Source organism: Janthinobacterium sp. NFX145, assembly GCF_049810325.1.
Lineage (GTDB): Bacteria > Pseudomonadota > Gammaproteobacteria > Burkholderiales > Burkholderiaceae_D > Janthinobacterium > Janthinobacterium rivuli.
The window spans coordinates 2,049,883-2,074,483 of record NZ_CP187360.1 but is presented as its reverse complement, the minus strand read 5'-3'; the positions used below and the strand labels follow the sequence as shown (position 1 = coordinate 2,074,483).

Here is a 24,601-nt window from a genome sequence, read left to right as displayed (position 1 = left end):
TCATGGCTTTCTTGCAAGGCAAAAAAATCCTCATCACGGGCTTGCTGTCGAACCGCTCCATCGCCTATGGCATCGCCAAGGCTTGCCACCGCGAAGGCGCCACCCTCGCCTTCACGTATGTGGGCGAGCGCTTCAAGGAGCGCATCACGGAATTCGCGGCCGAATTCGGCAGCGAACTGGTGTTTGACTGCGACGTGTCCAGCGATGAACAGATCAACGCCGTCTTCAGCGACCTGGCGCGCCACTGGGATCAATTGGACGGCCTGGTGCACGCCATCGGCTTCGCGCCGCGCGAAGCGATCGCCGGCGACTTCCTCGACGGTCTGTCGCGCGACAGCTTCCGCATCGCGCACGACATTTCCGCCTACAGTTTTCCCGCCATGGCCAAGGCCGCCTTGCCGCTGCTGCATCCGGGCGCCTCGGTTCTGACCCTGACCTACCTGGGCGCCGTGCGCGCCGTGCCCTACTACAACACCATGGGGCTGGCCAAGGCATCGCTGGAAGCGTCCGTGCGCTACCTGGCCGAATCGCTGGGTCCGCGCGGCATCCGCGCCAACGGCATTTCCGCCGGCCCCATCAAGACCCTGGCCGCTTCCGGCATCAAGGATTTCAGCAAACTCCTGGGCTTTGTGGCCGAACACGCCCCGCTGCGGCGCAACGTCACCATCGAAGAGGTGGGCAACACGGCCGCCTTCTTGCTGTCCGACCTGGCCTCCGGCATCACGGGCGAGATTACCTACGTCGATGGCGGCTTTTCGCAAGTGATGGCCGTCAATCCCGAAGTAGAGTGATGCGGTGATGGTCGATATTTTTCGGTTGTCACTTGACAACCCAAAGAAGTTGACATACATTGGAGGCATCACATGGCGCGCTCCTCGCACCCGAAGAAAGAAATCGAAGCGGCGCTGCGCCACGCGGAAAGCCAGGGATGGCGCGTGGAAGTCGGCGGCAGCCATGCCTGGGGCAAGGTCTATTGCCCCTACAATGACGACGGCTGCCGCTGCGGTGAATTCTGCATCGCCTGCATCTGGAGCACGCCAAGGAATCCCGGCAACCACGCGCGGGGGATCCGGCGAGTGGTCGACAATTGCACCTTCAATAAACTGATCCACGACTGCATGCAACGCAAACCCAGGGGGTAACAATTATGGATTACATCTTTACTCTCAAGTACCGCCTACCCGACCACGAAACCGATCTCGACGCGCTGGCCGAGCGCCTCGGCAGCGGCGGTTGCGACGACGCCCTGGTCGGCATCGGGCAAGCAGGACGCCTGGCGCTGGAATTCACGCGCGAGGCCAGCAATGCCAGGGAAGCACTGCTCAGCGCCCTGGCCGACGTCAAGGCCATCGTGCCCGATGCCGTGCTGGTCGAGGCATCGCCCGACCTCGTGGGTTTGAGCGATGTGGCGCAGGTACTCGGCCTGTCCCGGCAAAACCTGCATAAACTGATGAGCAAATACCGCCACAGTTTCCCCGTGCCCGTGCATGAGGGCAGCGCCACCATCTGGCACCTGGCCGACGTGCTGGCGTGGCTGCATGCCAAGGGGACGTATCAACTGGAACGCAGCCTGGTCGAACTGGCACAGGTCACCCGGCAAATCAACCTGGCCAGAGAAACGCGACAGGCGCCACCGCTGCCCGCCGACATCGTGGCCATGCTCAATTAAAACGCGCAAAATCTACGTATTCCTACTGATTTCACATAGGAAACATCATCAAAACGTGGTAGGACTGTCGTTTCTTCCCATTTAGACCGTGCAAAACGGCATCAAATACGGTATAGTGTCGTTGTGCGCTGCAATATGTTTCCTTGAAGCGAAGACAACACCGCAGTCCAGCACTACAAACTTAGCAGCTTCGCAAGCCTTAGCGCATCCACAGGATGCCGCTTATAAAGCCCTCCCGCCTTGTGTGTCGCACCTGACACCGTCCCGGCGCAAAGCTTTTGTGCCGAAATTTCTTTTTAGTTGAGTCATTTCGTTTTGGTTGGCGTTGCTATTTTGCGTTCTGCTTTTTGCAAGAACGCTGATTTTTACGAAAGAAAAGAATGACATTTGAATCCTTAGGCCTGCATCCGTCCATCATCGCCGCTCTGACCGAATCGGGCTACACCGCGCCAACCGCGGTACAGTCGCAAGCGATTCCAGCCGCGATCGAAGGCCGTGACCTGCTGGTCTCGTCGCAGACCGGTTCGGGCAAGACGGCAGCTTTCATGCTGCCATCGCTGCACAAACTGGCCAGCGCCGAACAAAGCGCCGCCGGCAAGACGCCGAACCAGGAAATGCAAGCATCGCGCGCCCGCGGCGAGCGTCCACGTTTCAAGGCTGCCCAGCCAAAAATGCTGGTGCTGACGCCAACGCGCGAACTGGCCCTGCAAGTGACCACCAATACCGACAAGTACAGCACCGGCATCCGCCGCATCAAGGCTGTGTCGATCCTGGGCGGCATGCCTTACCCTAAACAGATGCAATTGCTGGCCAAGAATCCCGAGATTCTGGTCGCGACCCCTGGCCGTCTGATCGACCACATGGATTCGGGCAAGATCGACTTCTCGCAACTGGAAATCCTGGTGCTGGACGAAGCCGACCGCATGCTGGACATGGGTTTCATCGACGACATCGAAAAAATCGTGGAAGCGACGCCAGAAGGCCGTCAAACCATGCTGTTCTCGGCAACCCTGGACGGCGTCGTTGGCAACATGGCCCGCCGCATCACGAAGAACCCGCTGGTCATTCAAGTGGCTAGCTCGAGCAACAAGCATGAAAACATCACCCAGCGCGTGCACTTCGTCGACGACCTGTCGCACAAGAATCGCCTGCTGGACCACCTGCTGCGCGACGAATCGCTGGACCAGGCTGTTGTGTTTACCGCCACCAAGCGTGACGCCGACACCATCGCCGACCGTCTGAACATCGCCGGTTTCTCGGCTGCCGCCTTGCACGGCGACATGCATCAGGGCGCGCGTAACCGCACCCTGGACGGCATGCGCCGCGGCCAGGTCAAAGTGCTGGTTGCCACCGACGTTGCCGCCCGCGGTATCGACGTGCCAACGATCACCCACGTGTTCAACTACGACCTGCCGAAGTTCCCGGAAGACTACGTCCACCGCATCGGCCGTACCGGCCGCGCTGGCCGCAATGGCCTGGCCATCTCGCTGGTGAACCACGCTGAAGGCATGAACGTCAAGCGCATCGAACGCTTCACCAAGCAATTGATCCCTGTCAATGTCATCGAAGGTTTCGAGCCTAAGAAAACGGCGTCGGCACCACGTTCGAGCGCCCGTCCAGGCGGCTGGAAACCAGGCGACAACCGTGGCGGCGCGAAGCCAGGCCAACGCACGTTCAGCAAGCCAGGCGCACCACGCAAAGACGGCGCACCGAGCACCGGCGGCGGCTACAAGGGTTCCAACCCGCGCAGCACCGACGGCGCACGCCGCAGCTACGGCGACCGTTAATCACGGCGCCATGCCGCCAGCAGGCGGCAGGCAATAAAAAAGGTTCATCGCGGTTGATGGGGAAAGACGGGCTTGACGTTTTTTGCTGGGAGGGGGTGGCGGCAAGGGTTTTGAATTGGTAAATTGATTGTCGCCAAACAAACCAATTACCTTACCACTCTCGCCGCCATGCTCAATGCTATGTCGTCTCTTCCATTTTGGGAAGGGCATATTGTCGATTCCGTCGTCGAACAGGACGACGAATCGCTGCTGATCGTTCTCAACGCCTGCCCCACTACCGACGCGCTTTGCGGTAGCTGCCGGCAGCCTTGTGCTCTAGTTCATGAGCAGCGCTGGCGGCGCATCCGGGATCGGGATATTTTGGATCGACGGGTTTGGTTGAAGGTGCCAATCCGGCGCCTGGACTGCCATCACTGCGATGCCCGGATGACGGAGCATATCTCCTGGCTGGACCGGCGCTCGCGGGTGACTCACCGCGTCCGGGTCTGGGTGGAGGCGCTGGCACAGCTTATCCCGATCAAGCACGTGTCCCAGCTGACAGGCCTGCACTGGCACACCATCAAGGCCATTGACCTACAGCGCTTAGCACACCTGCACGGCCAGTTCGCCGCTGGCGACGTGCGGCGCCTCGTCATGGATGAATTCGCTTTGCACAAAGGCCATCGTTATGCCACGGTCGTTCTCGATGCCCAGCGCATGCGTGTGCTCTGGGTTGGCGAAGGCAATAGCCGGGTCGCCATCCGTCCGTTTTTCGAGGCGTTGGGCGCAGAAGGCTGCGCCCGAATCGAGGCTGTGGCGATGGATATGAACACGGCGATGGATCTCGAAGTGCGGGCGCAATGCCCCAACGCCGAAGTCGTCTACGATCTTTTCCATGTCGTTGCGCGCTTTGGCCGTGAAGTCGTCGACCGGGTGCGTGTCGACCAGGCAAACGCGCTGCGCGACGATTCCAAAGCGCGCCAGGTCATCAAGCGTAGCCGTTGGCTCCTGCTGCGCAATCGCGACAACCTTGAAGACGACCGTGCTATCAAACTTGACGAACTGCTCGCGGCCAACGCCCCTCTGTCGACGGTCTATTTGCTCAAAACCGAACTCAAAGAAATCTGGTTCGCGCCATCCGTTCGCGAGGGTGCGCGTCGATGGAAACGCTGGATGCGCCTCGCCCTCGAGAGCGAGATCGCCCCCGTGATTAAATTCGCCAAGCGCTTACGCAAATACGTCCGGGGCATCATCGCCTCCGCCATCTATCCGATGAATTCGTCCATTCTTGAAGGCGTCAACAACCGCATCAAAGTCATCAAACGGATGGCCTACGGATTCCGGGACTCTGCATATTTTTTCCTCAAAATCAAGGATGCCTTCCCCGGTAAAACGCGATGAACCATAAAAAACGGCCACCAGATCACTCTGGTGGCCGTTTTTTCATGTCCGCCGCATTTATTTTTTCGACACTTTCTGGCGCGACAGCTTGCGCAGCTTGGCCTGCTCGAAGCGCGCGTGCTGCTCCGGCGTCTCCAGCACCAGTGGCGGCACGGCCACGGGCTTGCGGTTGGCGTCCACGGCCACCATCGTGAAATAGCAGCTGTTGGCATGACGCACCAGGCGCTGCTGGATGTTTTCCGTCACCACGCGGATACCCACTTCCATCGATGTCGTGCCCGTGTAATTGATCGACGCGAGGAACGTCACCAGCTCGCCCACGTGGATAGGCTGCAGGAACATCACCTGGTCCACGGACAAGGTCACCACATAGCTGCCCGAATAGCGGCTGGCGCAGGCATAGGCGACGCTGTCGAGGTATTTCAGGATGGTGCCACCGTGCACGTTACCGGAAAAATTGGCCATATCAGGCGTCATCAGGACCGTCATCGTCAGTTCGTGGGCCGACCAGTTCATCGCGCTGTCCAAAGTGTTCTCCAAAGGGGAAATTAAAAGTGAGGGAAGATGTGAAAACCGGCCACGAGGGCCGGTTGTGAGCCTTACAGACCCAGGGTGTCGATGTCGGCCAGCGATTCGCGGCCCTTGTCGGAAATGTCGTGGCCTTCGCCTTCGGCGCGCGCCACGATGTGGGCTTTCTTGCCCAGGAAATACGCCACGTCCGACTCCAGCTTGGTCAGCGGATCGGTGGCGACAGCGCGCAGCCCCATGATGCAGCGGCGCAGGAACAGCAGTTGTTGTGCTTTCTCGGTGATGGACAGACGGCCATCGCGTGCATAGCTGAGCAGCTTCAGGCCGGACAGGCGCTTGGCATTGCGGGCCACGCAAGCACTGGGGCGCTCGGTCTTGATGCCGCGTGCAACTTGCTCCAGCGCGTCATATTCATCGGTTGTTAATTTCTCGTTCTTCATTACTTTTCCATAAAAGGCCAGGTGTTCGGCCCCCATGGTACGCGCCCCGCTGCGCATCGGCAACAGGCAACGTGAATCAGTCTCCGTCCGCGCGGCGAACGGATGGCTGAAAGACGGGCTGGACAGCCCTTATTTATAGCTGCGCAGCAATAACCATGCCAGACCGCAACCCGCCACGGCGCCCGCCAGCGCCAGTGCCAAAAGGTTTTTGCTGGTCATCACAGGCCGCCGGCCCAGGTAGATTTTGTTATGCAAGGAATTGCCCACGATGGTCTCCTGTACAAGAATTTTTATGATGTCTCATTATAAGAACAGAATCGTGACGGCCGCATGACACTCGACAGTTAGAGCTTGATTTTTATCCAGTCGGCAACATTTATTGACGTTTTTGTTGTTTAAATGGCGTGGCGCCGGCGGCCGCCCCGCAGTCCATTTCCGATAGGAAATAAACGCGGCGCGCGTCCCCCTCCGCAGGCCATGGCGCGGTGCAACGGTCCGAAAACCACTCAATGCATTTTCACGGGCGGCGGCGGCGGCGTCGGCTCCTCGACCGGCACGGGATCGATGTGGGGCGGCTGTTCCGGCGGCGGCGTGAGCGGGTCGCCCTCTGGCGGTGGCGGCATATCGGGTTCGGGCGTGCTGTGCGCACGCAACGGGTCAAGATGGAATTGTGGCTGCATGGTGGCCTCCTTTGCCCCACTGTAGCCGATGCGGCCAAATCCTGGCGCCCGCCAGTAGCACGCTGCAGGGAACTAAACGGCGTGGCGCCACTCCAACTTGACAAGCATCCCCTCCAGCTACGAGTGCAAGCGATTTCCATGGCGCGCAAGAAAATCCTCTTTATGGCCGAGGCAGTGACCCTGGCCCACGTCGGCCGTCCCCTGAGCCTGGCCCAGGGCCTGGACGAGGACAAGTACGAGGTGCATTTTGCCTGTGCCGACGGCTATGACTTTTGCTTCAAGCAAGCGCCCTTCCGGCGCTGGCGCATCGACAGTATTTCATCGCTGCAATTTCTGCAGGCGCTGGCGCACGGCAAGCCCGTCTATACGGAAAGTACGCTGCACGCGTATGTGGAAGACGACTTGCGCCTGCTCAATGCCGTCCAGCCCGATCTCGTGATCGGCGACTTCCGCCTGTCGCTGTCGGTCAGCGCGCGCCTGCAGCGCATTCCCTACATTACCGTCAGCAATGCCTACTGGAGTCCCTGGGTGCGCCAGCACTACACGGTGCCCAGCCTGCCTCTGACAGGCATGCTGCCCATCTGGCTGGCCGATCCCCTGTTCCGCCTGATCCGCCCGCTGGCCTTCGCCTCGCACGCCGTGCCCCTGAACCGCGTGCGCCGCCGCCATGGCCTGCCATCCTTGGGCAGCGACTTGCGGCGCATCTATACGGATGCCGACCGCACCTTGTACGCGGATATTCCGCAACTGTTTCCGCCGCAAGCCATGCCGGCCACGCACGACTACCTGGGCGCCGTCATCTGGGCGCCGCCGCTTGATTTGCCCGACTGGTGGCAGCGCCCGGAACTGAGCAGCGGACGGCCCATCATCTATGTCACCCTGGGCAGCTCCGGCCAGGGGCAATTGCTGCCACGCGTGCTGCGCGCGCTGGCGCCCCTGCCCGTCACCGTACTGGCGGCCACGGCCGGCACCATCCGCGTCGACGCCGTGCCGCCGAATGCCTATGTCGCGCCCTTTCTGCCCGGCGACGCGGCCGCCCGGCGCGCCAGCCTGGTGATCTGCAACGGCGGCAGCCCCACCAGCCAGCAGGCGCTGACGGCGGGCGTGCCCGTCATCGGCATCGCCAGCAACCTCGATCAATTCCTCAACATGCACGGCATCGCCGGGGCCGGCGCCGGCCTGCTGCTGCGCGCCGACCGCTTCCAGGAAACCGCCCTGCGCCATGCCGCCACGCGCATGCTCGACGATGGCCGAGCCAGGTTGGCGGCGCGCCAGCTGGCCACGGCCATGCGCGACTATGTGCCAGGGCAACGCTTGCTGCCCCATATGCACGCCCTGCTGGGCTCTTTGCCACCAGGCGGCCTGCCTTGACGGGCGGCGTCGGTTTTTCTTACAGAGCGTCCGGCAACACCTGCAGTACGTCAACAAAAGCACGCCAAGTCCTTGATTTCAAAAGAACCTCATGCGTTGGCATGGAAGTCGCTTAGATCTGGCCATGAGCACCTGCCGACAGGACTCAAGCAAGACTTCCAGACTCACTCAACCACGAGGTGAATACAATGAAACTCTCGAAACTGAAACTGCTCCCGGCCGCAGCGGCACTGGCCATGCTGTGCGCCGCCGGTAGCGCACAGGCGGGCGCCTACGGCTATTCCTACAACAACATCTTCGGCCTCGTGATCGCCGTGCCAACGGGCCAGATCACGGTGGCCAACAGCACCACCATCTCGCGCAGCACGGCGACGTTGAACGGCGTCAGCGTCATCCAGGGTGGCTCCGGTTCGCTCGATGCGCCGCGCGCCAACGTCGGCGCCGTCACCAAGGGCCAGAACGATTTCACGCAACAGGGCCCTCTGGGCAACTACTCGCGTGGCGATGCACAGATCGTCAGCACGCAATTCCCCTCGTTCCCCGCCGGCTCCACTTCCACGCAGGTCGTCAACGTGGCCGAAGCCCACCTCGACGGCCCAGCTGGCACGGCCGATGCCTCCGGACGCAACGGCTCGACCACGGGCTTTTCCGTCGATTTCGTCGTCGGTTCACCCACGGCAACCTTGAGCTTTGACTTCCTGGCCTCGCCCTTCATGCAAGTCTTCCTGCAAAGCACTGTCGGCCAGCTGTCCACGGCGACGGCCAATATTGTCGTCACTTTCACCATCACGGACGCGACTGGCCTGACGGTGTTCAACTGGGCTCCCGATGGCGTGCTCGGTTCCATCTTCGGCGGCACGGAAAACGCCGATGGCGCCAACCTGAACACCAGCCTGGCGACCAATTTCCTCACGCGCGGCAACCTGTTCACCTACGACCCTTCCGGCTGCGGCACGCCCACGGGCACCGGTGTCGGCACGGTGTGCGGCAGCAATTTCAGCTCCGTCAGCAATGCCTTGACGGCCGGCAATTACACGCTGACCCTGAATGCGGTGGAAAGCGTGGATCTGGTGAAACAGCAAGCGACACCGGAACCGGGCACCCTGGCCTTGCTGGGCCTGGGTCTGGCTGGCCTGGGCTATGCCCGCCGCCGCAAGGTTGCCGCCTGAATCAGGCAACAGGGGGATTCACAGGCGAGGGAGTTTCCTCGCCTTTTTTATGTGGCAAACCTGTCGGTTTTCCTTACAACGCGGCCGATCAGGAGATGAGGATTTTCATGACTATATTTTCTTGCACCCGGCTGCCAACAGTCCTGTTAGCTTTTCTGCTGCTGGCCAGCAGCGGCACTGCCAGTGCCGCCGCCTACGGCTATTCGTACACCAGTGTCTTTGGCCTGGTCATCAGCAATCCCACCGGTTCCACCAGCTTGCTCAGCAATATCGACCTGTCGCGCACCACCGCCACGCTCAACGGCAGCAGCATCATCAATGGCGGCAGCAACGAGATCGACGCGCTGCAAGCGAAGCGCGGCGCCGTTACCAAGGGAGAAAACGACTTTACCCGGCAAGGCATGGGCAACGCCTCGTATGCGCGCGGCGAGGCGCAGATCGTCACTTCGCAAATTCCCCCTTTCCCACCGGGCTCGACCAGCACGCATACGGTGAATGCGGCGGAAACCTTTCTGACGGGCGGCGGCAGCGCCGACGCCTCGGGACGCAATGGCTCCAGCACCGCGATGACGGTCAATTTCGTCGTCGGCCAGCCTGGCGCAACCCTGGCCTTCGACTTCCAGGCCCTGCCCTTCATGCAGCTGTACCTGGACGCGCTGGCCGGCACGGGCTCGGCGGCCACCACCAACATGGCGCTGACATTTACCATCATCGATGAAAATGGCCAGATCGTCTTCAACTGGGCACCCGATGGCAACCTCGGCACCGGCATCCTGGGCGGCACCGAACTGGCCGATGCCGCCAACCTCAATACGGGCTACGCGCAAACGCCGCTCACCAGCGGCAGCATGTTTACCTACGACCCCAGCGGCTGCGGCGCGCCCACCGGCACCGGCGTCGGCACGACCTGCGGCGGGCAGTACGGCGCCGTCACGGATAACCTGGCGGCGGGCAACTACACCCTCGTGTTGAACATGCTGAACAGTTCCGAACTGGCCTACGTGCCAGGCGTCACGCCAGTGGCGCTGCCCGGCACCTTGCCGCTATTGGCGGCTGGCCTGGCAGCGCTGGCTTGCCTCGCGCCACGGCGCCGACGCAGACGCTGATGCTGGCGCGCGCCTCACTGCCCCGCCGTGGGCGCCACCAGCAAGTCCTGCAGCGGACGGCGCAGCGAGCGCGCACTGGCGGCCGGCCCCGCGCCTATGCGTCCGAGAAACACGGCCCGGTCAAACGCCGCCGCCCCCAGCACGGCCTGGCATTGCACGGCCAGCTCCTGCGCCATTTCCTGCATGCCATCGGTGCGTGAAAAAGTGCGCCGTTCGCGCACATAGCGGGCAAAGATCAGCGGCGTCAGTTCCGGCTGCAACTGCAGGCCCAGCTGCGTGGCCGTCAGCCAGAAACGCTGCATGGCGCGGCCGGCCGCCACGTAATCGTCGATATGGCGCGGCGGCGCCTCGGCCAGCAACACGAAATGCGCGCCGCAATACAGGCCCGGCAGCAAATCCATCTGCAGGCGCGGCGCGACGGTGCCCGCCAGCCAGGTATTGAAAAAATCCACGCGGCGCCAGCTGTGCATGACCCAGCGCATCAGGCGCGCCGTCATCGGATCGACGCCGAGCGCCTGCTCCGGGATGCGGTCGGCGCTGTAGCGCGCCCCCCATTCGATCACGTCGCGGTGTACCTTGTGCGCCTCGGGCATGGTCAGGCGCAGCTTCGCATTGTCGAACATCAGGCGCGCACAGGCCAGGCGCGCGCGTCCGCCTTCAAACCACTGCACGCCGTAGCCGGGCGGCAAACTGGCCGCCAGCGCCGCCTTTTCGCTGGCGCGCAAGCGGCGCGTGCTGAGCCGGCGCCGCTGCACGCTGCGCTGCGGCAAGAAGGCCGCCAGCGGATCGGGCGGCATGCCGGGGCTGTCGAGCAGACGCACATCGAAGGTGGGCAAGGTGTCGGGCATCGACAGGCGCCGGCGCGCTTCCATGCGCAAGCCGTGGCTACTGGCCGCCAGCGCCATGCTTTCGAGCAAGGCACCGAGCGACAACTGGCTGGGATGGCCGTCGAGGTCGTACACGCAGTGGCTGCGCGTATCGAAGCCATGCACGACCACGTGGCGCGGGCCCGCGACTTCAAAGCGCCACGGCTGCGTGTTGTCGCCGCTGGGAGCCCAGCGCGCCTGGTCGAGGATGTTTTCCAGCACAGAATCGATCTGCGCGATCTGCGGTGCTTGCGCCATTTATGCCCCCTGCGCCGCGCGGCGCCGCTTGATGATGGCCATCGTCAGGCGCTGCAGCGGATGACGGTTGCCGCCGGGACGCCAGGTATGCACGAGCTTGTTGCGATAGGCGTCGAAATGCATGCCGTGCGGCGCCGCCATCACCTTGCCCCGCTTTAACAATATCTTCAAGGCTTCCGTGGCGGCCGCGCCCGCGCACAACTGGCAGCCCATGATGGTCGACGGCCCGCGCCGCTCTTTCAGATTAATGGCCGACGGGTCGACCAGGTAGGGAGCGTGCAAGCCGGCCGGCGCCAGGCCGACGAGAAAGCGCAGGGCTTTTTCTTCCTCGGGCAAGTCGCCCCAGCCGAAATACTCTTCGAACGTCATGCCGCCCGGCATGAAGCTGAGCACGGCCGTGCCCATGCCCAGCGGCGCGGCCGTGATGGCGGGGATGCCCAGGCGGGCGCACGTGGCGAAAGTGGCCTGGCGCGCGGGGAAGGCGAAAAAATCCAGGCCATCCACATACAGGTCGACACCGGCGAAGAACTCGGCCAGGTTGCTGTCGTGTATGCCGTCGGGAAATTGTTTAATCTCAAGTTCAGGATTGATGTCACGCGCCATCTGCGCCAGCACGGCCACCTTGGGCTGGCCCAGGGTGGACACCATGGCGCCGGCCTGGCGGTTGAAGTTGGCGATATCGAAGGTGTCGAAATCGGCGATGTGGAAGGCGCCGATGCCGAGCCGCGCCAGGGTCAGCAAGTGCACGCCGCCCACGCCGCCCATGCCGGCGATGGCCACGCGCTTGCCGCGCAAGCTATTTTGCTCCGCCTGCGTGACCCAGCCCAGGTTGCGGGCGAACGCCGCGTGATACGAAAAACCGTCTGTCATGCTCACCTCTTCTGTGCATCCCTTGCGGACGAAAAAGTTTGGACAGGTGAGCCGGGGATAAGTTCCCCGTATGACAGAAAAAAGCGCTTAGCGCGTCAGGCGCCGCGCCGCAGGCACGCCGCGCTGTAGCGTTGCCGCTGCCGGCGCCACCGCGCCCACCTTGAACACGCTGACGATCTGCGCCAGACCCGCCGCCTGCTCGTTCATCGCCTGCGCCGCCGCCGAGGCCTGCTCGACCAGGGCGGAGTTTTGCTGCGTCATGTTGTCCATCTCGACGATGGCCTGGTTGATCTGCTCGATGCCGGCGCTCTGCTCGGCGCTGGCAGAGGAAATCTCGGCCACGATATCGGTCACGTGCTGCACGCTGGAGACGACTTTTTCCATCGTCTCGCCCGCCAGCGCCACCAGTTTTTCACCGGCGCCCACTTGCTCGGCGGAACTGTCGATCAACTGCTTGATTTCTTTGGCGGCCGCGGCCGAACGCTGCGCCAGATTGCGCACTTCGCTGGCGACAACGGCGAAACCACGGCCCTGCTCGCCCGCCCGCGCCGCTTCCACGGCCGCATTCAGGGCCAGGATATTCGTCTGGAAGGCGATGCCGTCGATGACGGCGATGATGTCGCCGATCTTCTTCGACGAGGCATTGATGGCGCCCATGGTGTCGACCACCTGGCTCACCACGCCGCCCGCCTGCGTCGCCACTTGCGAAGCAGAAATGGCCAGCTGGTTGGCCTGGCGCGCATTGTCCGCATTCTGGCGCACGGTCGAGGTCATTTCTTCCATGGTCGAGGCTGTTTCTTCCAGCGATCCCGCCTGCTGTTCCGTGCGCGCCGACAGGTCGTGGTTGCCCGAAGCGATCTCGCCCGACGCCGTGGAAATGGATTCCGCATCGGTGCGCACCTGGCTCACCAGATGGGCCAGGTTGTCGCGCATGGCCTTGATCGCCATCAACAGACTGGACGTGTCGCCGGGACGCGTATCGATGTGCGTGGTCAGGTCGCCCTGGGCGATTTGCGCCACGATGTCTGCCGCATAGTCGGGTTCGCCGCCGAGCTGGCCCAGGATACGGCGCAGCATCAGGGCCGCCAGGGCGCCCACCACCACCATCAGCGCGCCGCCGATGGCCAGCAGCACGCCCGCCTGGGCCCAGAACTTGTGGTTGATGTCATCGATATACGTGCCCGTGCCGATGAGCCAGTCCCACGGCGCAAATTTCACCACGGCATACATCTTTGCCACCGGGTCCTTCACACCGGGACGCGAGCCATCCGCCTGCACCAGGCCGATGCGGCTGTTGGCCAGGGCCAAGCGGTAGCGGTCGCCCGACTGCTTCATGTTCTTTTGCGGCGTGCCGATGCGCGCGGGATTCGGGTGCACATACAGCAAGTCGGTGCTGAAATCGCGCACGAAATAATACATCTCGTCCTTGACGAAGCTGCCGATGGCCAGCTTGGCCTGCTGCTGGGCCTGCTCACGCGTGAGCTTGCCCGACTGTTCCAGCGCATATGCCTTTTCCACCGAGGCATTGGCCAGTTCCACCAGCACCGTCAATTGCTCGACCCTTTCCGCCATCATGGTCTGGCGCAGCGAATACAAGGAGAATGAAGCGATGAGGACGATGCCCAGCAAGGTGCTGAAACACAAGAGGAGAATGCGCGAACGGAGAGTCATGGGAGCCTGGGTAAAGAATAAAATGTGGAATTATAAACAATTTCCATGTGGAAATCTTTTCAGAAAAGCAAAGCGGGCGGCGCTACCAGGCTGATGCCCGGCAGGCACCGCCCGCATATGTCTTGCTGAAGTCTTGCTGAAAGGTCAGGCCAAGGCTTCCTTGGCTGCCTCTTCCGGCGTCAAGCCGTCGTAGAACTGGTCGGTAAACCACTCGACCTGCTCTTCGATGTGGTCCTGCGCCTGCGCCACGGTGGCGCCGCCAGCCACGAGGAAGCCTTCGACCTCGATACACCAGTTGATCAACTCCAGGGTTTCCGGATCGAGCTCTTCTTTCTTAGCCATCGTATTTCCTTGCTTGTTAAATTGCGATATCACATCAATAAGCGGCAGTTTAACAGCTTCGTCACCTTGCCGCCCATGCAGATGAAACACGAGGATTACTTGGCTGCAACGTTTTTACGTTCCGGATACAGCACCACCTGCACATAATTGTGCATGTCCAGGTAGCGCTGCGCCGCCAGTTTGACGGCTTGCGGCGTGATGGCGCGCACGCGCTGCTCGTAGCGCAGGATGTGCGCCGGGTCGCGCCCCTGCGTCACCGAACCCATCAACTGGCTCATCCAGTAGCGGTTTTCGCGCAGCGACTTTTGCTGGCGCGTAATCCAGTTCAGCTTGACCTTTTCCAGGTCGGCCGCCGATGGCCCGTCCGTCTTCATCTTGTTGATTTCGGCAAAGGCGGCGGCGATCACCTTGTCCACGTTTTCCGGTCCGGTCGGCAAGTTCAAGGCCACGGAATAGTGGCCGTACGGATGCTGGCCCATCGACGTTTCAAAGCCGCCGCCATAGATCATGCTCATCTTTTCGCGCAGCACTTCGATGACTTTCAGGTTCAGCACCTCGCCCAGCGCCTGCAGGGTCAGCTTTTGCTCGTCCGAATACGCCACGTCGCCATTGAAGGTGATGGAAATCGTGCTTTTCGGCTCGCTGCCCATGTAGATATCCTTCTTGACGACCCCGGTCACCGGACGCATGCCCACGTCGCGGTAGGCGTGCGGCACGTCGGCCACGGGCAAGGTGCCCAGGTAGCTGGCGATCAGCGGCTTGATCTTGTCGAGCTCGAAGCTGCCCGCGAAGATGAAGGTCATGCCGCGTGCGCTGGAAAAGCGCTGGCGGAAGATGTCCAGCGAACGGTCCAGGCCCACCTTGTCGAAGTCGGCCGCGCGCGGCACGCCATCGACGCGCGGGTTGTCGCCAAACATGGCGTGCTGGATGGCATCGTAAAACACGGCTTCCGGCTGCGCCATGCTGTTTTTCGCCAGGTCCTGCTGCTTGCCGATGAAGGACTGGTACAGGCCCGCATCCTTGCGCACGTCGTTGAAATACAGATAGACCAGTTGCAGCATGGCTTCCACGTCGGCGCTGCTGGCCGAGCCGCCAAAGCCTTCGCTCAGTTCGCCCAGCGAAGCGCCCACGTTGACCGTCTTGCCAGCCAGCACTTTTTGCAAGTCCAGCGGCGCCAGGTCTTTCAGGCCCATGCTGCCGACCACGGCGCTCGCATAGCGGGCGTTATAGATATCGGCGTCGCCGAACAGCGACTGGCCGCCGAAGCGCGTCGAGCCCATCAGCACCTGGTCATTCTTGAAGTCCGTGGGTTTCAGCAGCACGCGCACGCCATTGCCCAGGGTCAGTTCCGTCACGCCGATGGCGCTGTTCAACTTTTCCGACACGATGCTGCCACCGGCCGGCGGGCCGTCCATCAGCTTGCTGGCCAGCACTTTTTCCGTGCGCGGCTCGATGGTTTGCTGCTCGGCTTTCGCCACGGCGTCGAGCAATTGCTGCTGCGTCGGGACGCTGGCGCCCGCCTTCGGCTCGGCGCCCATGAAGACCACGAGTTTCTTTTGCTGGTCAGGAATCACCTTGGCCACCGTCTCGTTGATTTCCTGCAAGGTTACCTGCGGCAAGAGTTCCTGCGCGTACAGCAATTCATTGGCGATGCCGGGGATGGCTTCCTGCTCCAGGAAGTTGCGCGAATATTCGGCCACGAAACCGGCCGAATCGGACTTGTCGCGCTCGCTGTACGCGCGCTCGTAATTGCGCAGCATATTCTTGCGCGCGCGGTCCAGCTCATCCTGGCTGAAACCGAAGCGGCGCGCCCGCTCGTCTTCCTGCACCAGCGCATCGACGGCCGGCTGCACGCCGCCCTTGCCCAGCAAGGCGTACGCGCTGAACGATTCATAGCCGCGCACCAGCTTGCCCTTGCTGCTGCCGCCCTGGATGAACGGCGGGTTCGCCTGCTGCGTCAATTCCTGCATGCGCGCGCTGAGCATTTGCCCGTACAGGTTTTCGATCATCTGGCGGCGGTAGTCGGCGATGGTGACGGGTTCCTGCGCGGCGCGGATCGGGTAGCGGATGAAGACCGTGTCGTCCGGCGCTTCCTTGTCCGTGATCACCAGCGCTTCCGTTTGCGAGCGCTGCGGCACTTCCGCATACAGGCGCGGACGCGGTTTCGCGGGATTTTTCAGCTTGCCGAAATGCTGGCGGATCATCGCTTCAGCCTGTTTCGGCTCCACATCACCGACCACCACCACGGCCATCAGGTCGGGACGGTACCAATCCTTGTAGAAACGCTTGATGGCTTCCGGCTTGAAGGTTTTCAGCACGGATTCCTTGCCGATCGGCATGCGTTCCGCGTAGCGCGAACCGTTCAGCAGCTTCGGATACAGCACCTTGTTCATGCGGTCGCTGGCACCCTTGCCCAGGCGCGCCTCTTCCAGCACGATGCCGCGCTCGCTGTTGATGTCGGCCGGATTGAATTTCAAGCCATGCGCCCAGTCTTCCAGTACGAGAAAACCCTTTTCCAGGTTTTCCTTCTTGTTGGTCGGAATCGGCAGCACGTACACGGTTTCATCAAAGCTCGTGTAGGCGTTCAAGTCGGCGCCGAACTTCACGCCGATCGATTGCAGGTATGAAATCAGTTCATTGCGCTTGAAATGCGTGGAGCCATTGAAGGCCATGTGTTCCGTGAAATGCGCCAGGCCTTGCTGGTCGTCATCTTCCAGGATGGAACCGGCTTTCACCACCAGGCGCAATTCCACTTTCTGCGCGGGACGGGCATTTTTCTTGATGTAATAGGTCAAGCCGTTCGGCAGTTTTCCAACGGTAACTTCTGGTGCCAGCGGCAAGGGATCGCTCAAACGGATTTCCGCCTGGGCCATGCAGGCGCACGCCAGCAAGACGGCGCCCGAGATCAGGCGTAATTTACTCAGATTCATGTATTCTCAACGGTAAGATTCAGTAAGCGTACCTTACACTGAAATCGTCTTTCCGCCATTAAAAACAGCTTAGGAAAAACTGCTTTCCCCAGGCAACTTTGCCGAATAACAAACTCAACAGTGCCCTGCCAGCTTTTGTCAATTGTGCTAAAGTATTGCCGCCGGTCATGTGGACCGGCACAACAATACGTCTTCGGGGCGGGGTGCGATTCCCCACCGGCGGTAAGACCGGCAACGGTCAAGCCCGCGAGCGCCTGTCAAACTTCGTTTGGCAGGGTCAGCAGATCTGGTGTGACTCCAGAGCCGACGGTATAGTCCGGATGAAAGAAGATGTGCAGTAAACGCGATGTCCGCTCGACCTGTCGATGCGGCCGGCTGCGTCTATTCGCTTGCCCTGCAGCGTTTTTCGCCTATGCGAGGAGCGTTTCACCATGTTAGTCAACAGCTATACCCTGCTTTCCAACGACCTGGAAGGTCGCATTCAATCCGCCCTGGCCGCCATGCGCGCCGGCATTCCCGTCATCCTGCTCGACGATTTCGACCGTGAAAACGAAGCCGACCTGATCCTGTCTGCCGAGAAACTCACCAACGAAACCATGGCCCTCTTGATCCGCGAATGCAGCGGCATCGTCTGCCTGTGCCTGCCGACGGACGTCGTCAGCGCGCTGGAATTGCCACCCATGTCGTCCGACAACGGCAGCCGCTACGGCACGCCGTTCACGGTGTCCATCGAGGCGCGCGAAGGCGTCACGACGGGCGTGTCGGCCGCCGACAGGGTCACCACCATCCGCGCCGCCATCGCGCCAAATGCGAAGCCAGCCGACCTGGTGCGCCCCGGCCACGTATTTCCCCTGCGCGCCGCGCCCGGTGGCGTGCTCGAGCGCCGTGGCCACACGGAAGGCTCCGTCGACCTGTCGCGCATGGCGGGCCTGAACCCGGCCGCCGTGCTGTGCGAGCTGATGAATCCGGACGGCACCATGATGCGCGGCGACGATATCGAACGCTTCGCCGAGCTGCACGGCATGCCGATCCTGACCATCGAAGAACTGGTGGAATGGCGCAGCACGCGCGAACAGTAAGCCATCTTCAGGCGGCCACGGCCTTCGGCGGATGCACGTGCCGGTAGACGAGTCCCGCCGCCAGGCCATACGCGACGGCAATCGTCGCGTAGGCCAGCGGCAAGCGCAGCGACCAGTCCTGCACCATGTGCAGGATGCTGCCGATCAGGGCCACGCCCACCAGGGCGCCGATTTGCCGGTTAGCATTCAAGGCCGCCGCCGCACTGTTCGCATGCTGCTTGCCGGCCACCCGCATCACGGTGGCCGTCATGGCGGGAATCACGATGCCGATGGCCACGTTCATGACGGCCGTGCCCAGCGCCAGCAGCGCGTACGGCGTGCCTGGACGCAAGCCCATCAACAATACGGCCATGACGGCCCCTACCAGCAAGCCTAGCAGCATGGGTCGGCGCGTGCCATGACGGGCCGCAATACTTCCCGCCATGAAATTTCCTACCGTGTAGGCCGCCATCATGGGCAGCAGGCGCAAGCCCGACTGCAAGGCGTCGGCGCCGCCCGATTGCTGCAGGAACAGACTCAATAAGAACAGTTGGCCAAACACGCAGAAATTGATCAAAAAACCCACGCCATTGGCCGCGCCAAAGCTGCTGCTATGAAACAGTGCACGCGGCAACAGCGGATGGCTGCCGCTGCGTTCGCGCCGCAGCAATTGCCCGGCCGACAGCACCGTCAAGGCCCCCGCCGCCAGCACACCGGGCGACAGCCAGCCCAGCACGGGCCCTTCGATCAGCACGAAACTGAGACCCGCCAGCGCCGCCACGCCCAGCGCATGGCTGAACAGCGATAAATCGCGCGGCTGGCGCGCCGGCGCGGCCAAGAGCGCTTGCGCCATGACGATGGCCAGCACGCCCAGCGGCACATTCACCCAGAACACGCTGCGCCAGCCGAACTGGTGCACGAGGATGCCGCCGATCAGGGGGCCGGACGCACCGGCCACGCCCACCAGCGCCGACCAGGCGCCCAGCATGCGCGTGCGCTCGCGCTCGTCGTCAAAGCTGTGCGTCAGCAGGCTCAGGGAACTGGGCATGAACAGGGCCGCGCCCGCCCCTTGCAGCAGTCGCGCGGCCGTCAAAAAATGCCCGTCGGGCGCGGCGCCGCACAGCACCGAGCCGAGAATGAAAACGCCGAGGCCGCCCTGGTACACGGCTTTCGGCCCGTAGCGGTCGGCCAGCGCGCCGCCGGCCAGCAGCAGCGCGGCAAACGTCAAGGTGTAGCCGTCGACCACCCAGACCAGGCCCGTCAGCGGAATACGCAAGTCCAGCGCGATATCGGACAAGGCCACGTTGACGGCCGTGACGTCGAGCATGGCCATGACGAAGCCGAAGGCCAGGGTCAGCAGAATCAAGCCGCTGGCGCGGCGCGGTGTGGGGACAGACATGGAATTCCTTGCAGGGACAGCGGGGCAGCCATTATGCGAGCGTTGCAGGATGCAGTAAACAGGCATAAAATCGGCAACTTGATGCAAAAATGCATCACCAATCACAAGGAAACGGATGGACTGGGATAACGCGCGCATCTTTCTCGCCATCGGCCGGGCCGGCACCCTGCGCGGTGCGGCCGCCCTGCTGCGCATCGACCAGGCCACCTGCGGGCGCCGCCTGGCCGCGCTGGAAAGCTCGCTGGGCGCCACCCTGTTTCTGCGCACGCCATCGGGCTACGTGCCCACGCCCGCCGGCGAGCTGGCGCTGACGGCGGCCGAAGCGATGGAGCGGGCGGCCGACAAGCTGCAGCGCGAGATGCAGGGCGTCGACAACCGTTTAAGCGGCCTGGTGCGCGTGGCCACCACCGACACCATGGCCAGCCATTTCGTCATCCGCGCCATGCAGCAGCTGCATGCGGCCCACCCGGACATCCGCATCGTGCTCAACGTGGCGCCGGCATTGGCCAGCCTGACGCGGCGCGAAGCGGACCTGGCCGTGCGCGGCGTGCGCCCCACCGACCCGGACCTCATTTCGCGCCACCTCGTCAAGCGCAGCCTGGGCCTGTACGCGTCAAAAAGCTACCTGGCCGAGCGGGGCGAACCCGTGCGCGGCACGGCGCTGGCCGGGCACGACATCGTCATCTACCACCATTCCGTCACGCCGCGCCATGGCGACAAAATCGCCGGCGAGTCCGTCGCCAACGCCCGCGTCGCCATGGAAGTCAATTCGGCGGCGATGCTGCAGGAAGCCACGCGGGCAGGCCTGGGCGTGGCCGAGCTGGCCACCCACCTGGGCGACATCGACCCGCTACTCGTGCGCATCTGGCCCGAGCGGGCGGAAAGCTACGACGTGTGGCTGGTCATGCATGCCGACCTGAACCGCTCTGCCCGCGTGCGCGCGGCGGCCGACGCCATCATCGCCAGCGTGGCCGGCGAATAGCGGGCTTGCCGTGCACGGCCGCACGGCTGGACAATCGCTTGTATCGAACGCATCCAATGTTAAGATGCCATGATGACCCTATCCGTCTCCCTCATCATCAGCCTGCGCCGCCTGCACCGGGCCACCATGGCCTGGCTGGTCAGCTGGTGGCGCATGCTGCATTTCGCCATCCTCGTGTTTTCGCTGGCCCTGTCGCCGTCGAGCTATAACCGCGACAACCGCCCCATCCTCGCCCACCGCCTGGTGACGAACACGGCGCCGAACCTGGTCTGGTTCAGCGTGGCCTGCGCGCTCGTTAGCCTGGTGCTGATACGCATCGTCGTCGTCAGCGCGCAAAGCTACGGCCTGTCGCGCTATGCGCTGGAAATGGTGGTGCGCGTGCTGGTGCTGGAACTGATACCGCTGACGGCCGCCCTGTTCGTCGCGCTGCGCCTGACCTTGCCAGACGGCATTGCGTTCGCGCAAATGCGCTCGTCCGGCATGCTCGATACCATGCAGCGCCAGGGCGTCGACCTGCTGCGCCGCGAATACTTTCCGCGCGTCATGTCCGGCATCTTTGCCGTGTGGATGCTGGCCATCGTCAGCTGCGTCACTTCGCTGGTGCTCGCCTACCTCACCATCTACGGTTTTACCCCATGGGCGCTGCAAGGCTACACACGCGTCGTGGGGCAGATCTTCAATCCGGCCGTGGCCCTGATCCTGATGCTCAAAGTCATCTTCTTCAGCTTTGCCGTGGCCCTGATCCCGCTCGCCTCGTCGTACTATCCGGAAGAGCCGCATGGGCGGCGCAACCGGCTGTGGGCCGCGCACGGCCTGTCCGAAATGCTGCGCCTGTTTTCCGTCATCCTGCTGGTCGAAGTGGCTTCGCTGATGGGCAATTACTACTGATGCCCCGCCACCGCCAGCCAATCTTGAATCACCCATACCAGAGCCAGAAGCCATGAGCCAACCTCAAAATCCCGACCAGACCGACGTCACGGCGCCCGACGCTGTGCTGCCCGCCCCGCCGCCCGTGCGCCACGCCGAACTGAAGGCGGCCATCCTGCTCGTCTTCATGTTCGTGCTGGTGGTCGGCTCCGTCGTCTACCTGATGTATGCGCGCGGCGCCTTCGAAGCCACGCAAACGCTGGTGCTGACGGCCGACGATTCCGACGGCGTCGGCGTGGGCGCCGACCTGACCTTTTCCGGCTTTCCCATCGGCCGCGTGCAGCGCATCGAGCTGGCGCCGGACGGCCGCGCGCGCGTCATCATCGACGTGCCGCGCAAAGACGCGCACTGGCTGCGCACCAGCTCCATCTTCACCCTGGAACGGGGCATCGTCGGCGGCGCCAAGCTGCGCGCCTACAGCGGCATCCTGACGGACCCGCCGCTGCCCGACGACGCCACGCGCGACTTGCTGGTGGGCGACATGGCGGCGGAAATTCCCCGCCTGCTGGCCGCCGCCAAGGATTTGCTGAACAACCTGGGCAACCTGACGGGCAGCGATTCAGCGCTCGACGGCACCATGCGCAATGTGCAGGCCGTCACCGGCAAGCTCAGCGGTCCGGGCGGCGCCATGGGCTTGCTGACGGGCGACGACAAGCAGTCGCGCCTGCTGATCGAGCGGGCCAACGCCCTGCTGATCACGGCCGACCAGCTGGCGCGCCGCACGGATGGCCTGGTGGCCAATGCCGATACGCGCGTCTTCGGCGACAAGGGCGTGATGACGGATGCGCAGGCGACCATCGTGCAGCTGAACGCCCTGCTGGCCGACACACGCAACAGCCTGAAAAAAGTCGACGCCGTGCTGGTCGAGGCGCAAGCCGTGGGCGCCAACGCCAGGGCGGCCACCGCCGACCTGGGCCCGCTGCGCGCCGACGTGGAAAGCAATCTGCGCAAGGTCGAGCAACTGGTCAATGACATCAACCGCAAATGGCCGTTCAAGCGCAATCCGGAGATCAAACTGCCATGAGAAAACTCAACTCCTCCTTGTCCGCCCTGGCCGCATTGTTGTGCACCACGCTCGCCGCCTGCTCCAGCGGCCCGCCCGTGCCGGACTGGAAAATGAATGCGCAAAGTTCCGTCGAACGTTTTCAAGCGGCCTATTTGAATGGCAACGCCCTGGTCGAGCAGACGGAATTCCGGCGCGCCCGCAGCCAGGTGGCCGGCACGGGCAAGCTTGACCTCGTGGCGCGCATCGAACTGCTGCGCTGCGCCGCGCGCGTGGCCAGCCTGGCCTTCGAGGACTGCGCCGGCTTTGACGCACTGCAGGCCGACGCGACAGACGCCGACCGCGCGTATGCGGCCTGGCTGGCCGGCAAGGCGCAGGCGGCCGACGTCGCCCTGCTGCCGGAAACGCAGCGCGCGGCCGCCGGCGCCAGCGCCGACACGGCCGCCGCCAGCGCCGTGGCCGCCATCAAGGATCCGCTGTCGCAGCTGGTGGCGGCCGGCGTGCTGCTGCGCTCGGGCCGCGCCACACCGGAACTGCTCGATACGGCCGTCGCCACGGCATCGGACCAGGGTTGGCGCCGTCCGCTGCTGGCCTGGCTGGGCGTGCAGCGCCTGCGCGCCGAACAGGCGGGCGACACCCAAGCGGCGCAGCGCATCGCGCGGCGCATGGCGATCGTCGAGCAGCCGCTGGCGCCCTGAGCGCTCAGATGGCGGCCCAAAGCAGGCGGAATCAGGCATAATCGAACGAGGATGACATCAAGGCCGTGCAGGCAGCGAGGTGTGACGATGCAGTTCGAGGATTTCGACCTTTCCACTCCCGATACCGGCCGGCATGCCGGGACGGCGCCTGGCGATGACGCATCGGCCGCCACGGCCGTGCGCCTGCAATACCTGCTCGACAATACACCTTCCATCATCTATTGCACCGTGCCCAGCGGCGACTTCAAGATGACCTTTGTCAGCAACAATGCCCTCAACGTGTTGGGCTACCAGCCCGAGGAGATGGTGGCCGATCCCAATTTCTGGTTCGACCACATCCACCCCGACGATGCGCCCGGCATCTTTTCCAGCCTGGCGCAGATCTTCGTCGAAGGCGCGCGCGCCTACGAGTACCGCTTCCGCGTACGCGACGGCAGCTATCTGTGGATGCACGACAGCCTGCGCCTCGTGCGCGACGATCACGGCGTGCCGTTCGAGGTGATCGGTTCGCTGACGGACATCACGGAACGCAAGGGCATGGAAGCGATGCTGCAGGCGCGCGGCGAAGAGCAGCAACTACTGATCAGCAAGTTGCAGGAAGCGCACGACCAGCTGCTGCAATCGGAAAAGATGGCCTCCATCGGCCAGCTGGCGGCCGGCATCGCGCATGAAATCAACAACCCGATCGGCTTCGTCAATTCGAACATGAGCTCGCTGCAAGGCTATGTCGGCACCCTGTTCGACGTCATCGCCCAGTATGAAGCGGCGATGGGCGAGCCGCTCGATGGCCCGGCCCGGGCCGAAAAAGTGGCGCAGGTGCGCGCGCAGGCCGACCTGGCTTTCCTGCAGGACGACATCGGCGACCTGGTGCGCGAATCGATGGATGGCTTGAAACGCGTGCGCGACATCGTGCAGGCGCTGAAGGATTTTTCCCACGTGGGCGAGACGGACTGGCAAGTGGCCAGCCTGCATGCGGGCCTGGACAGCACCCTCAATATCGTCGCCAACGAATTGAAATACAAGGCGCGCATCGAGAAACACTATGGCGAACTGCCGCAGATACTGTGCCTGGCGTCGCAGCTGAACCAGGTCTTCATGAACCTGCTCGTCAACGCGGGCCAGGCCATCAGCAGCGACGGCGTGATCAGCATCCGCACGGGCCACGCGGGCGACTGGGTGTGGGTGGAGATCGGCGACACGGGCGCCGGCATCGCGCCCGAGCACCTGAACCGCATCTTCGAACCATTCTTCACCACCAAGGCCGTGGGCAGCGGCACCGGCCTGGGCCTGTCGCTGTCGTACGGCATCGTCAACAAGCACGGCGGACGCATCGAGGTGGCCTCGGAAGTGGGCCGCGGCACGCGCTTTACCGTGCACCTGCCCGTAAGTCCCCCAGCGGCCGGCGCTTTAGGCCACCTCTAATAACTCATTTCTGACGATGTGAGGCGGTGTACAAGCAGGGTATTA

The 24,601-nt window shown here is 63.1% G+C and carries 24 protein-coding genes and 1 riboswitch; of the genes, 14 read left to right on the top strand and 10 right to left on the bottom strand.

Annotation, left to right across the window (positions count from 1 at the left end; all coding sequences use genetic code 11):
- Positions 1 to 2: 2 nt before the first annotated feature.
- The 5 genes from fabI (at position 3) to ACPJXG_RS09245 (ending at position 4,836) form a co-directional block, all read left to right on the top strand.
- The gene (fabI, locus tag ACPJXG_RS09265) at positions 3 to 791 is read left to right on the top strand and encodes an enoyl-ACP reductase FabI (RefSeq protein WP_176389533.1); all 789 of its coding nucleotides are present in this window, start codon (positions 3 to 5) and stop codon (positions 789 to 791) included.
- Positions 792 to 863: 72 nt separating this feature from the next.
- A complete protein-coding gene (locus ACPJXG_RS09260; RefSeq protein WP_425254034.1) occupies positions 864 to 1,142 on the top strand; it encodes a hypothetical protein in 279 nt (92 codons plus the stop codon).
- A gap of 5 nt (positions 1,143 to 1,147) precedes the next feature.
- Positions 1,148 to 1,669 carry a helix-turn-helix transcriptional regulator gene (locus ACPJXG_RS09255; protein WP_099400476.1) on the top strand — a complete coding sequence of 174 codons (522 nt, stop codon included), beginning with the start codon at positions 1,148 to 1,150 and terminating at the stop codon, positions 1,667 to 1,669.
- A 380-nt stretch (positions 1,670 to 2,049) separates the two neighbouring features.
- On the top strand, positions 2,050 to 3,456 hold the full coding sequence (locus ACPJXG_RS09250; RefSeq protein ID WP_035820280.1) for a DEAD/DEAH box helicase: 1,407 nt from the start codon (positions 2,050 to 2,052) through the stop codon (positions 3,454 to 3,456).
- A 168-nt stretch (positions 3,457 to 3,624) separates the two neighbouring features.
- Entirely contained in the window at positions 3,625 to 4,836 is a 1,212-nt protein-coding gene (locus ACPJXG_RS09245; RefSeq protein ID WP_425254727.1) for an ISL3 family transposase, read from the top strand.
- A 57-nt stretch (positions 4,837 to 4,893) separates the two neighbouring features.
- Here the strand turns inward: ACPJXG_RS09245 and ACPJXG_RS09240 are convergent, their stop codons facing one another.
- From ACPJXG_RS09240 to ACPJXG_RS09225, 4 genes are all read right to left on the bottom strand, one after another.
- Positions 4,894 to 5,352 (bottom strand): acyl-CoA thioesterase, encoded by a 459-nt coding sequence (locus ACPJXG_RS09240; RefSeq protein WP_034750191.1) that lies wholly within the window; start codon positions 5,350 to 5,352, stop codon positions 4,894 to 4,896.
- Positions 5,353 to 5,435: 83 nt separating this feature from the next.
- Entirely contained in the window at positions 5,436 to 5,804 is a 369-nt protein-coding gene (locus ACPJXG_RS09235) for a hypothetical protein (protein WP_035820282.1), read from the bottom strand.
- Positions 5,805 to 5,933: 129 nt separating this feature from the next.
- Positions 5,934 to 6,071, bottom strand: a complete 138-nt coding sequence (locus ACPJXG_RS09230; RefSeq protein ID WP_219307004.1) for a hypothetical protein — start codon at positions 6,069 to 6,071, stop codon at positions 5,934 to 5,936.
- Between the two features lie 239 nt (positions 6,072 to 6,310).
- Complete coding sequence (locus ACPJXG_RS09225) at positions 6,311 to 6,484, bottom strand: hypothetical protein (RefSeq protein WP_176389529.1); 174 nt, start codon at positions 6,482 to 6,484, stop codon at positions 6,311 to 6,313.
- Between the two features lie 138 nt (positions 6,485 to 6,622).
- Between ACPJXG_RS09225 and ACPJXG_RS09220 the strand changes: the two genes are divergently transcribed.
- From ACPJXG_RS09220 to ACPJXG_RS09210, 3 genes are all read left to right on the top strand, one after another.
- Positions 6,623 to 7,855: a glycosyltransferase gene (locus ACPJXG_RS09220; RefSeq protein WP_051959585.1), complete on the top strand. Its 1,233-nt coding sequence runs from the start codon at positions 6,623 to 6,625 to the stop codon at positions 7,853 to 7,855.
- Between the two features lie 188 nt (positions 7,856 to 8,043).
- Positions 8,044 to 9,024: an EDSAP-1 family PEP-CTERM protein gene (locus tag ACPJXG_RS09215; protein WP_425254033.1), complete on the top strand. Its 981-nt coding sequence runs from the start codon at positions 8,044 to 8,046 to the stop codon at positions 9,022 to 9,024.
- Between the two features lie 107 nt (positions 9,025 to 9,131).
- A complete protein-coding gene (locus ACPJXG_RS09210; RefSeq protein ID WP_425254032.1) occupies positions 9,132 to 10,130 on the top strand; it encodes an EDSAP-1 family PEP-CTERM protein in 999 nt (332 codons plus the stop codon).
- Positions 10,131 to 10,144: 14 nt separating this feature from the next.
- Here ACPJXG_RS09210 and ACPJXG_RS09205 read toward each other — a convergent pair whose 3' ends face one another.
- From ACPJXG_RS09205 to ACPJXG_RS09185, 5 genes are all read right to left on the bottom strand, one after another.
- Positions 10,145 to 11,254 carry a nitroreductase family protein gene (locus ACPJXG_RS09205; RefSeq protein WP_425254031.1) on the bottom strand — a complete coding sequence of 370 codons (1,110 nt, stop codon included), beginning with the start codon at positions 11,252 to 11,254 and terminating at the stop codon, positions 10,145 to 10,147.
- Positions 11,255 to 12,124, bottom strand: a complete 870-nt coding sequence (locus ACPJXG_RS09200; protein ID WP_176389525.1) for a ThiF family adenylyltransferase — start codon at positions 12,122 to 12,124, stop codon at positions 11,255 to 11,257.
- A gap of 87 nt (positions 12,125 to 12,211) precedes the next feature.
- Positions 12,212 to 13,795: a methyl-accepting chemotaxis protein gene (locus tag ACPJXG_RS09195; RefSeq protein ID WP_425254030.1), complete on the bottom strand. Its 1,584-nt coding sequence runs from the start codon at positions 13,793 to 13,795 to the stop codon at positions 12,212 to 12,214.
- Between the two features lie 144 nt (positions 13,796 to 13,939).
- Positions 13,940 to 14,137, bottom strand: a complete 198-nt coding sequence (locus ACPJXG_RS09190) for a hypothetical protein (RefSeq protein ID WP_010399555.1) — start codon at positions 14,135 to 14,137, stop codon at positions 13,940 to 13,942.
- Positions 14,138 to 14,232: 95 nt separating this feature from the next.
- On the bottom strand, positions 14,233 to 17,067 hold the full coding sequence (locus ACPJXG_RS09185; RefSeq protein WP_425254029.1) for a M16 family metallopeptidase: 2,835 nt from the start codon (positions 17,065 to 17,067) through the stop codon (positions 14,233 to 14,235).
- A 185-nt stretch (positions 17,068 to 17,252) separates the two neighbouring features.
- Positions 17,253 to 17,403, top strand: a riboswitch (FMN riboswitch).
- 95 nt (positions 17,404 to 17,498) lie between these two features.
- Here ACPJXG_RS09185 and ribB point away from each other — a divergent pair.
- Positions 17,499 to 18,146 carry a 3,4-dihydroxy-2-butanone-4-phosphate synthase gene (gene ribB, locus ACPJXG_RS09180; RefSeq protein WP_425254028.1) on the top strand — a complete coding sequence of 216 codons (648 nt, stop codon included), beginning with the start codon at positions 17,499 to 17,501 and terminating at the stop codon, positions 18,144 to 18,146.
- A gap of 7 nt (positions 18,147 to 18,153) precedes the next feature.
- Here ribB and ACPJXG_RS09175 read toward each other — a convergent pair whose 3' ends face one another.
- Positions 18,154 to 19,524, bottom strand: a complete 1,371-nt coding sequence (locus ACPJXG_RS09175) for an MFS transporter (RefSeq protein WP_425254027.1) — start codon at positions 19,522 to 19,524, stop codon at positions 18,154 to 18,156.
- Positions 19,525 to 19,639: 115 nt separating this feature from the next.
- Here ACPJXG_RS09175 and ACPJXG_RS09170 point away from each other — a divergent pair, with 115 nt between their 5' ends.
- The 5 genes from ACPJXG_RS09170 to ACPJXG_RS09150 all read left to right on the top strand — a co-directional run bounded on the left by ACPJXG_RS09170 (position 19,640) and on the right by ACPJXG_RS09150 (position 24,556).
- Positions 19,640 to 20,506 carry a LysR family transcriptional regulator gene (locus tag ACPJXG_RS09170; protein ID WP_219307014.1) on the top strand — a complete coding sequence of 289 codons (867 nt, stop codon included), beginning with the start codon at positions 19,640 to 19,642 and terminating at the stop codon, positions 20,504 to 20,506.
- Positions 20,507 to 20,578: 72 nt separating this feature from the next.
- Entirely contained in the window at positions 20,579 to 21,394 is an 816-nt protein-coding gene (locus ACPJXG_RS09165) for an MlaE family ABC transporter permease (protein ID WP_099400686.1), read from the top strand.
- A 52-nt stretch (positions 21,395 to 21,446) separates the two neighbouring features.
- Positions 21,447 to 22,457: an MlaD family protein gene (locus ACPJXG_RS09160; protein WP_099400466.1), complete on the top strand. Its 1,011-nt coding sequence runs from the start codon at positions 21,447 to 21,449 to the stop codon at positions 22,455 to 22,457.
- Complete coding sequence (locus tag ACPJXG_RS09155; protein WP_425254026.1) at positions 22,454 to 23,134, top strand: hypothetical protein; 681 nt, start codon at positions 22,454 to 22,456, stop codon at positions 23,132 to 23,134. The genes ACPJXG_RS09160 and ACPJXG_RS09155 overlap by 4 nt, the downstream gene beginning before the upstream one ends.
- Before the next feature lie 87 nt (positions 23,135 to 23,221).
- Positions 23,222 to 24,556: an ATP-binding protein gene (locus ACPJXG_RS09150; protein WP_425254025.1), complete on the top strand. Its 1,335-nt coding sequence runs from the start codon at positions 23,222 to 23,224 to the stop codon at positions 24,554 to 24,556.
- Positions 24,557 to 24,601: the final 45 nt, after the last annotated feature.

What these genes read in the sequence shown, in the direction of transcription:
- ACPJXG_RS09165 (WP_099400686.1), top strand. Translation starts at nt 20,579, where the DNA reads ATGACCCTATCCGTCTCCCTCATCATCAGCCTGCGCCGCCTGCACCGG.
- ACPJXG_RS09150 (WP_425254025.1), top strand. Translation starts at nt 23,222, where the DNA reads ATGCAGTTCGAGGATTTCGACCTTTCCACTCCCGATACCGGCCGGCAT.
- ACPJXG_RS09250 (WP_035820280.1), top strand. Translation starts at nt 2,050, where the DNA reads ATGACATTTGAATCCTTAGGCCTGCATCCGTCCATCATCGCCGCTCTG.
- ACPJXG_RS09155 (WP_425254026.1), top strand. Translation starts at nt 22,454, where the DNA reads ATGAGAAAACTCAACTCCTCCTTGTCCGCCCTGGCCGCATTGTTGTGC.
- ribB (WP_425254028.1), top strand. Translation starts at nt 17,499, where the DNA reads ATGTTAGTCAACAGCTATACCCTGCTTTCCAACGACCTGGAAGGTCGC.
- ACPJXG_RS09190 (WP_010399555.1), bottom strand. Translation starts at nt 14,137, where the DNA reads ATGGCTAAGAAAGAAGAGCTCGATCCGGAAACCCTGGAGTTGATCAAC.
- ACPJXG_RS09220 (WP_051959585.1), top strand. Translation starts at nt 6,623, where the DNA reads ATGGCGCGCAAGAAAATCCTCTTTATGGCCGAGGCAGTGACCCTGGCC.
- ACPJXG_RS09255 (WP_099400476.1), top strand. Translation starts at nt 1,148, where the DNA reads ATGGATTACATCTTTACTCTCAAGTACCGCCTACCCGACCACGAAACC.
- ACPJXG_RS09200 (WP_176389525.1), bottom strand. Translation starts at nt 12,124, where the DNA reads ATGACAGACGGTTTTTCGTATCACGCGGCGTTCGCCCGCAACCTGGGC.
- ACPJXG_RS09240 (WP_034750191.1), bottom strand. Translation starts at nt 5,352, where the DNA reads ATGAACTGGTCGGCCCACGAACTGACGATGACGGTCCTGATGACGCCT.
- ACPJXG_RS09210 (WP_425254032.1), top strand. Translation starts at nt 9,132, where the DNA reads ATGACTATATTTTCTTGCACCCGGCTGCCAACAGTCCTGTTAGCTTTT.
- ACPJXG_RS09215 (WP_425254033.1), top strand. Translation starts at nt 8,044, where the DNA reads ATGAAACTCTCGAAACTGAAACTGCTCCCGGCCGCAGCGGCACTGGCC.
- ACPJXG_RS09175 (WP_425254027.1), bottom strand. Translation starts at nt 19,524, where the DNA reads ATGTCTGTCCCCACACCGCGCCGCGCCAGCGGCTTGATTCTGCTGACC.
- ACPJXG_RS09205 (WP_425254031.1), bottom strand. Translation starts at nt 11,254, where the DNA reads ATGGCGCAAGCACCGCAGATCGCGCAGATCGATTCTGTGCTGGAAAAC.
- ACPJXG_RS09185 (WP_425254029.1), bottom strand. Translation starts at nt 17,067, where the DNA reads ATGAATCTGAGTAAATTACGCCTGATCTCGGGCGCCGTCTTGCTGGCG.
- ACPJXG_RS09245 (WP_425254727.1), top strand. Translation starts at nt 3,625, where the DNA reads ATGCTCAATGCTATGTCGTCTCTTCCATTTTGGGAAGGGCATATTGTC.
- ACPJXG_RS09235 (WP_035820282.1), bottom strand. Translation starts at nt 5,804, where the DNA reads ATGAAGAACGAGAAATTAACAACCGATGAATATGACGCGCTGGAGCAA.
- fabI (WP_176389533.1), top strand. Translation starts at nt 3, where the DNA reads ATGGCTTTCTTGCAAGGCAAAAAAATCCTCATCACGGGCTTGCTGTCG.
- ACPJXG_RS09170 (WP_219307014.1), top strand. Translation starts at nt 19,640, where the DNA reads ATGGACTGGGATAACGCGCGCATCTTTCTCGCCATCGGCCGGGCCGGC.
- ACPJXG_RS09160 (WP_099400466.1), top strand. Translation starts at nt 21,447, where the DNA reads ATGAGCCAACCTCAAAATCCCGACCAGACCGACGTCACGGCGCCCGAC.
- ACPJXG_RS09195 (WP_425254030.1), bottom strand. Translation starts at nt 13,795, where the DNA reads ATGACTCTCCGTTCGCGCATTCTCCTCTTGTGTTTCAGCACCTTGCTG.
- ACPJXG_RS09260 (WP_425254034.1), top strand. Translation starts at nt 864, where the DNA reads ATGGCGCGCTCCTCGCACCCGAAGAAAGAAATCGAAGCGGCGCTGCGC.
- ACPJXG_RS09225 (WP_176389529.1), bottom strand. Translation starts at nt 6,484, where the DNA reads ATGCAGCCACAATTCCATCTTGACCCGTTGCGTGCGCACAGCACGCCC.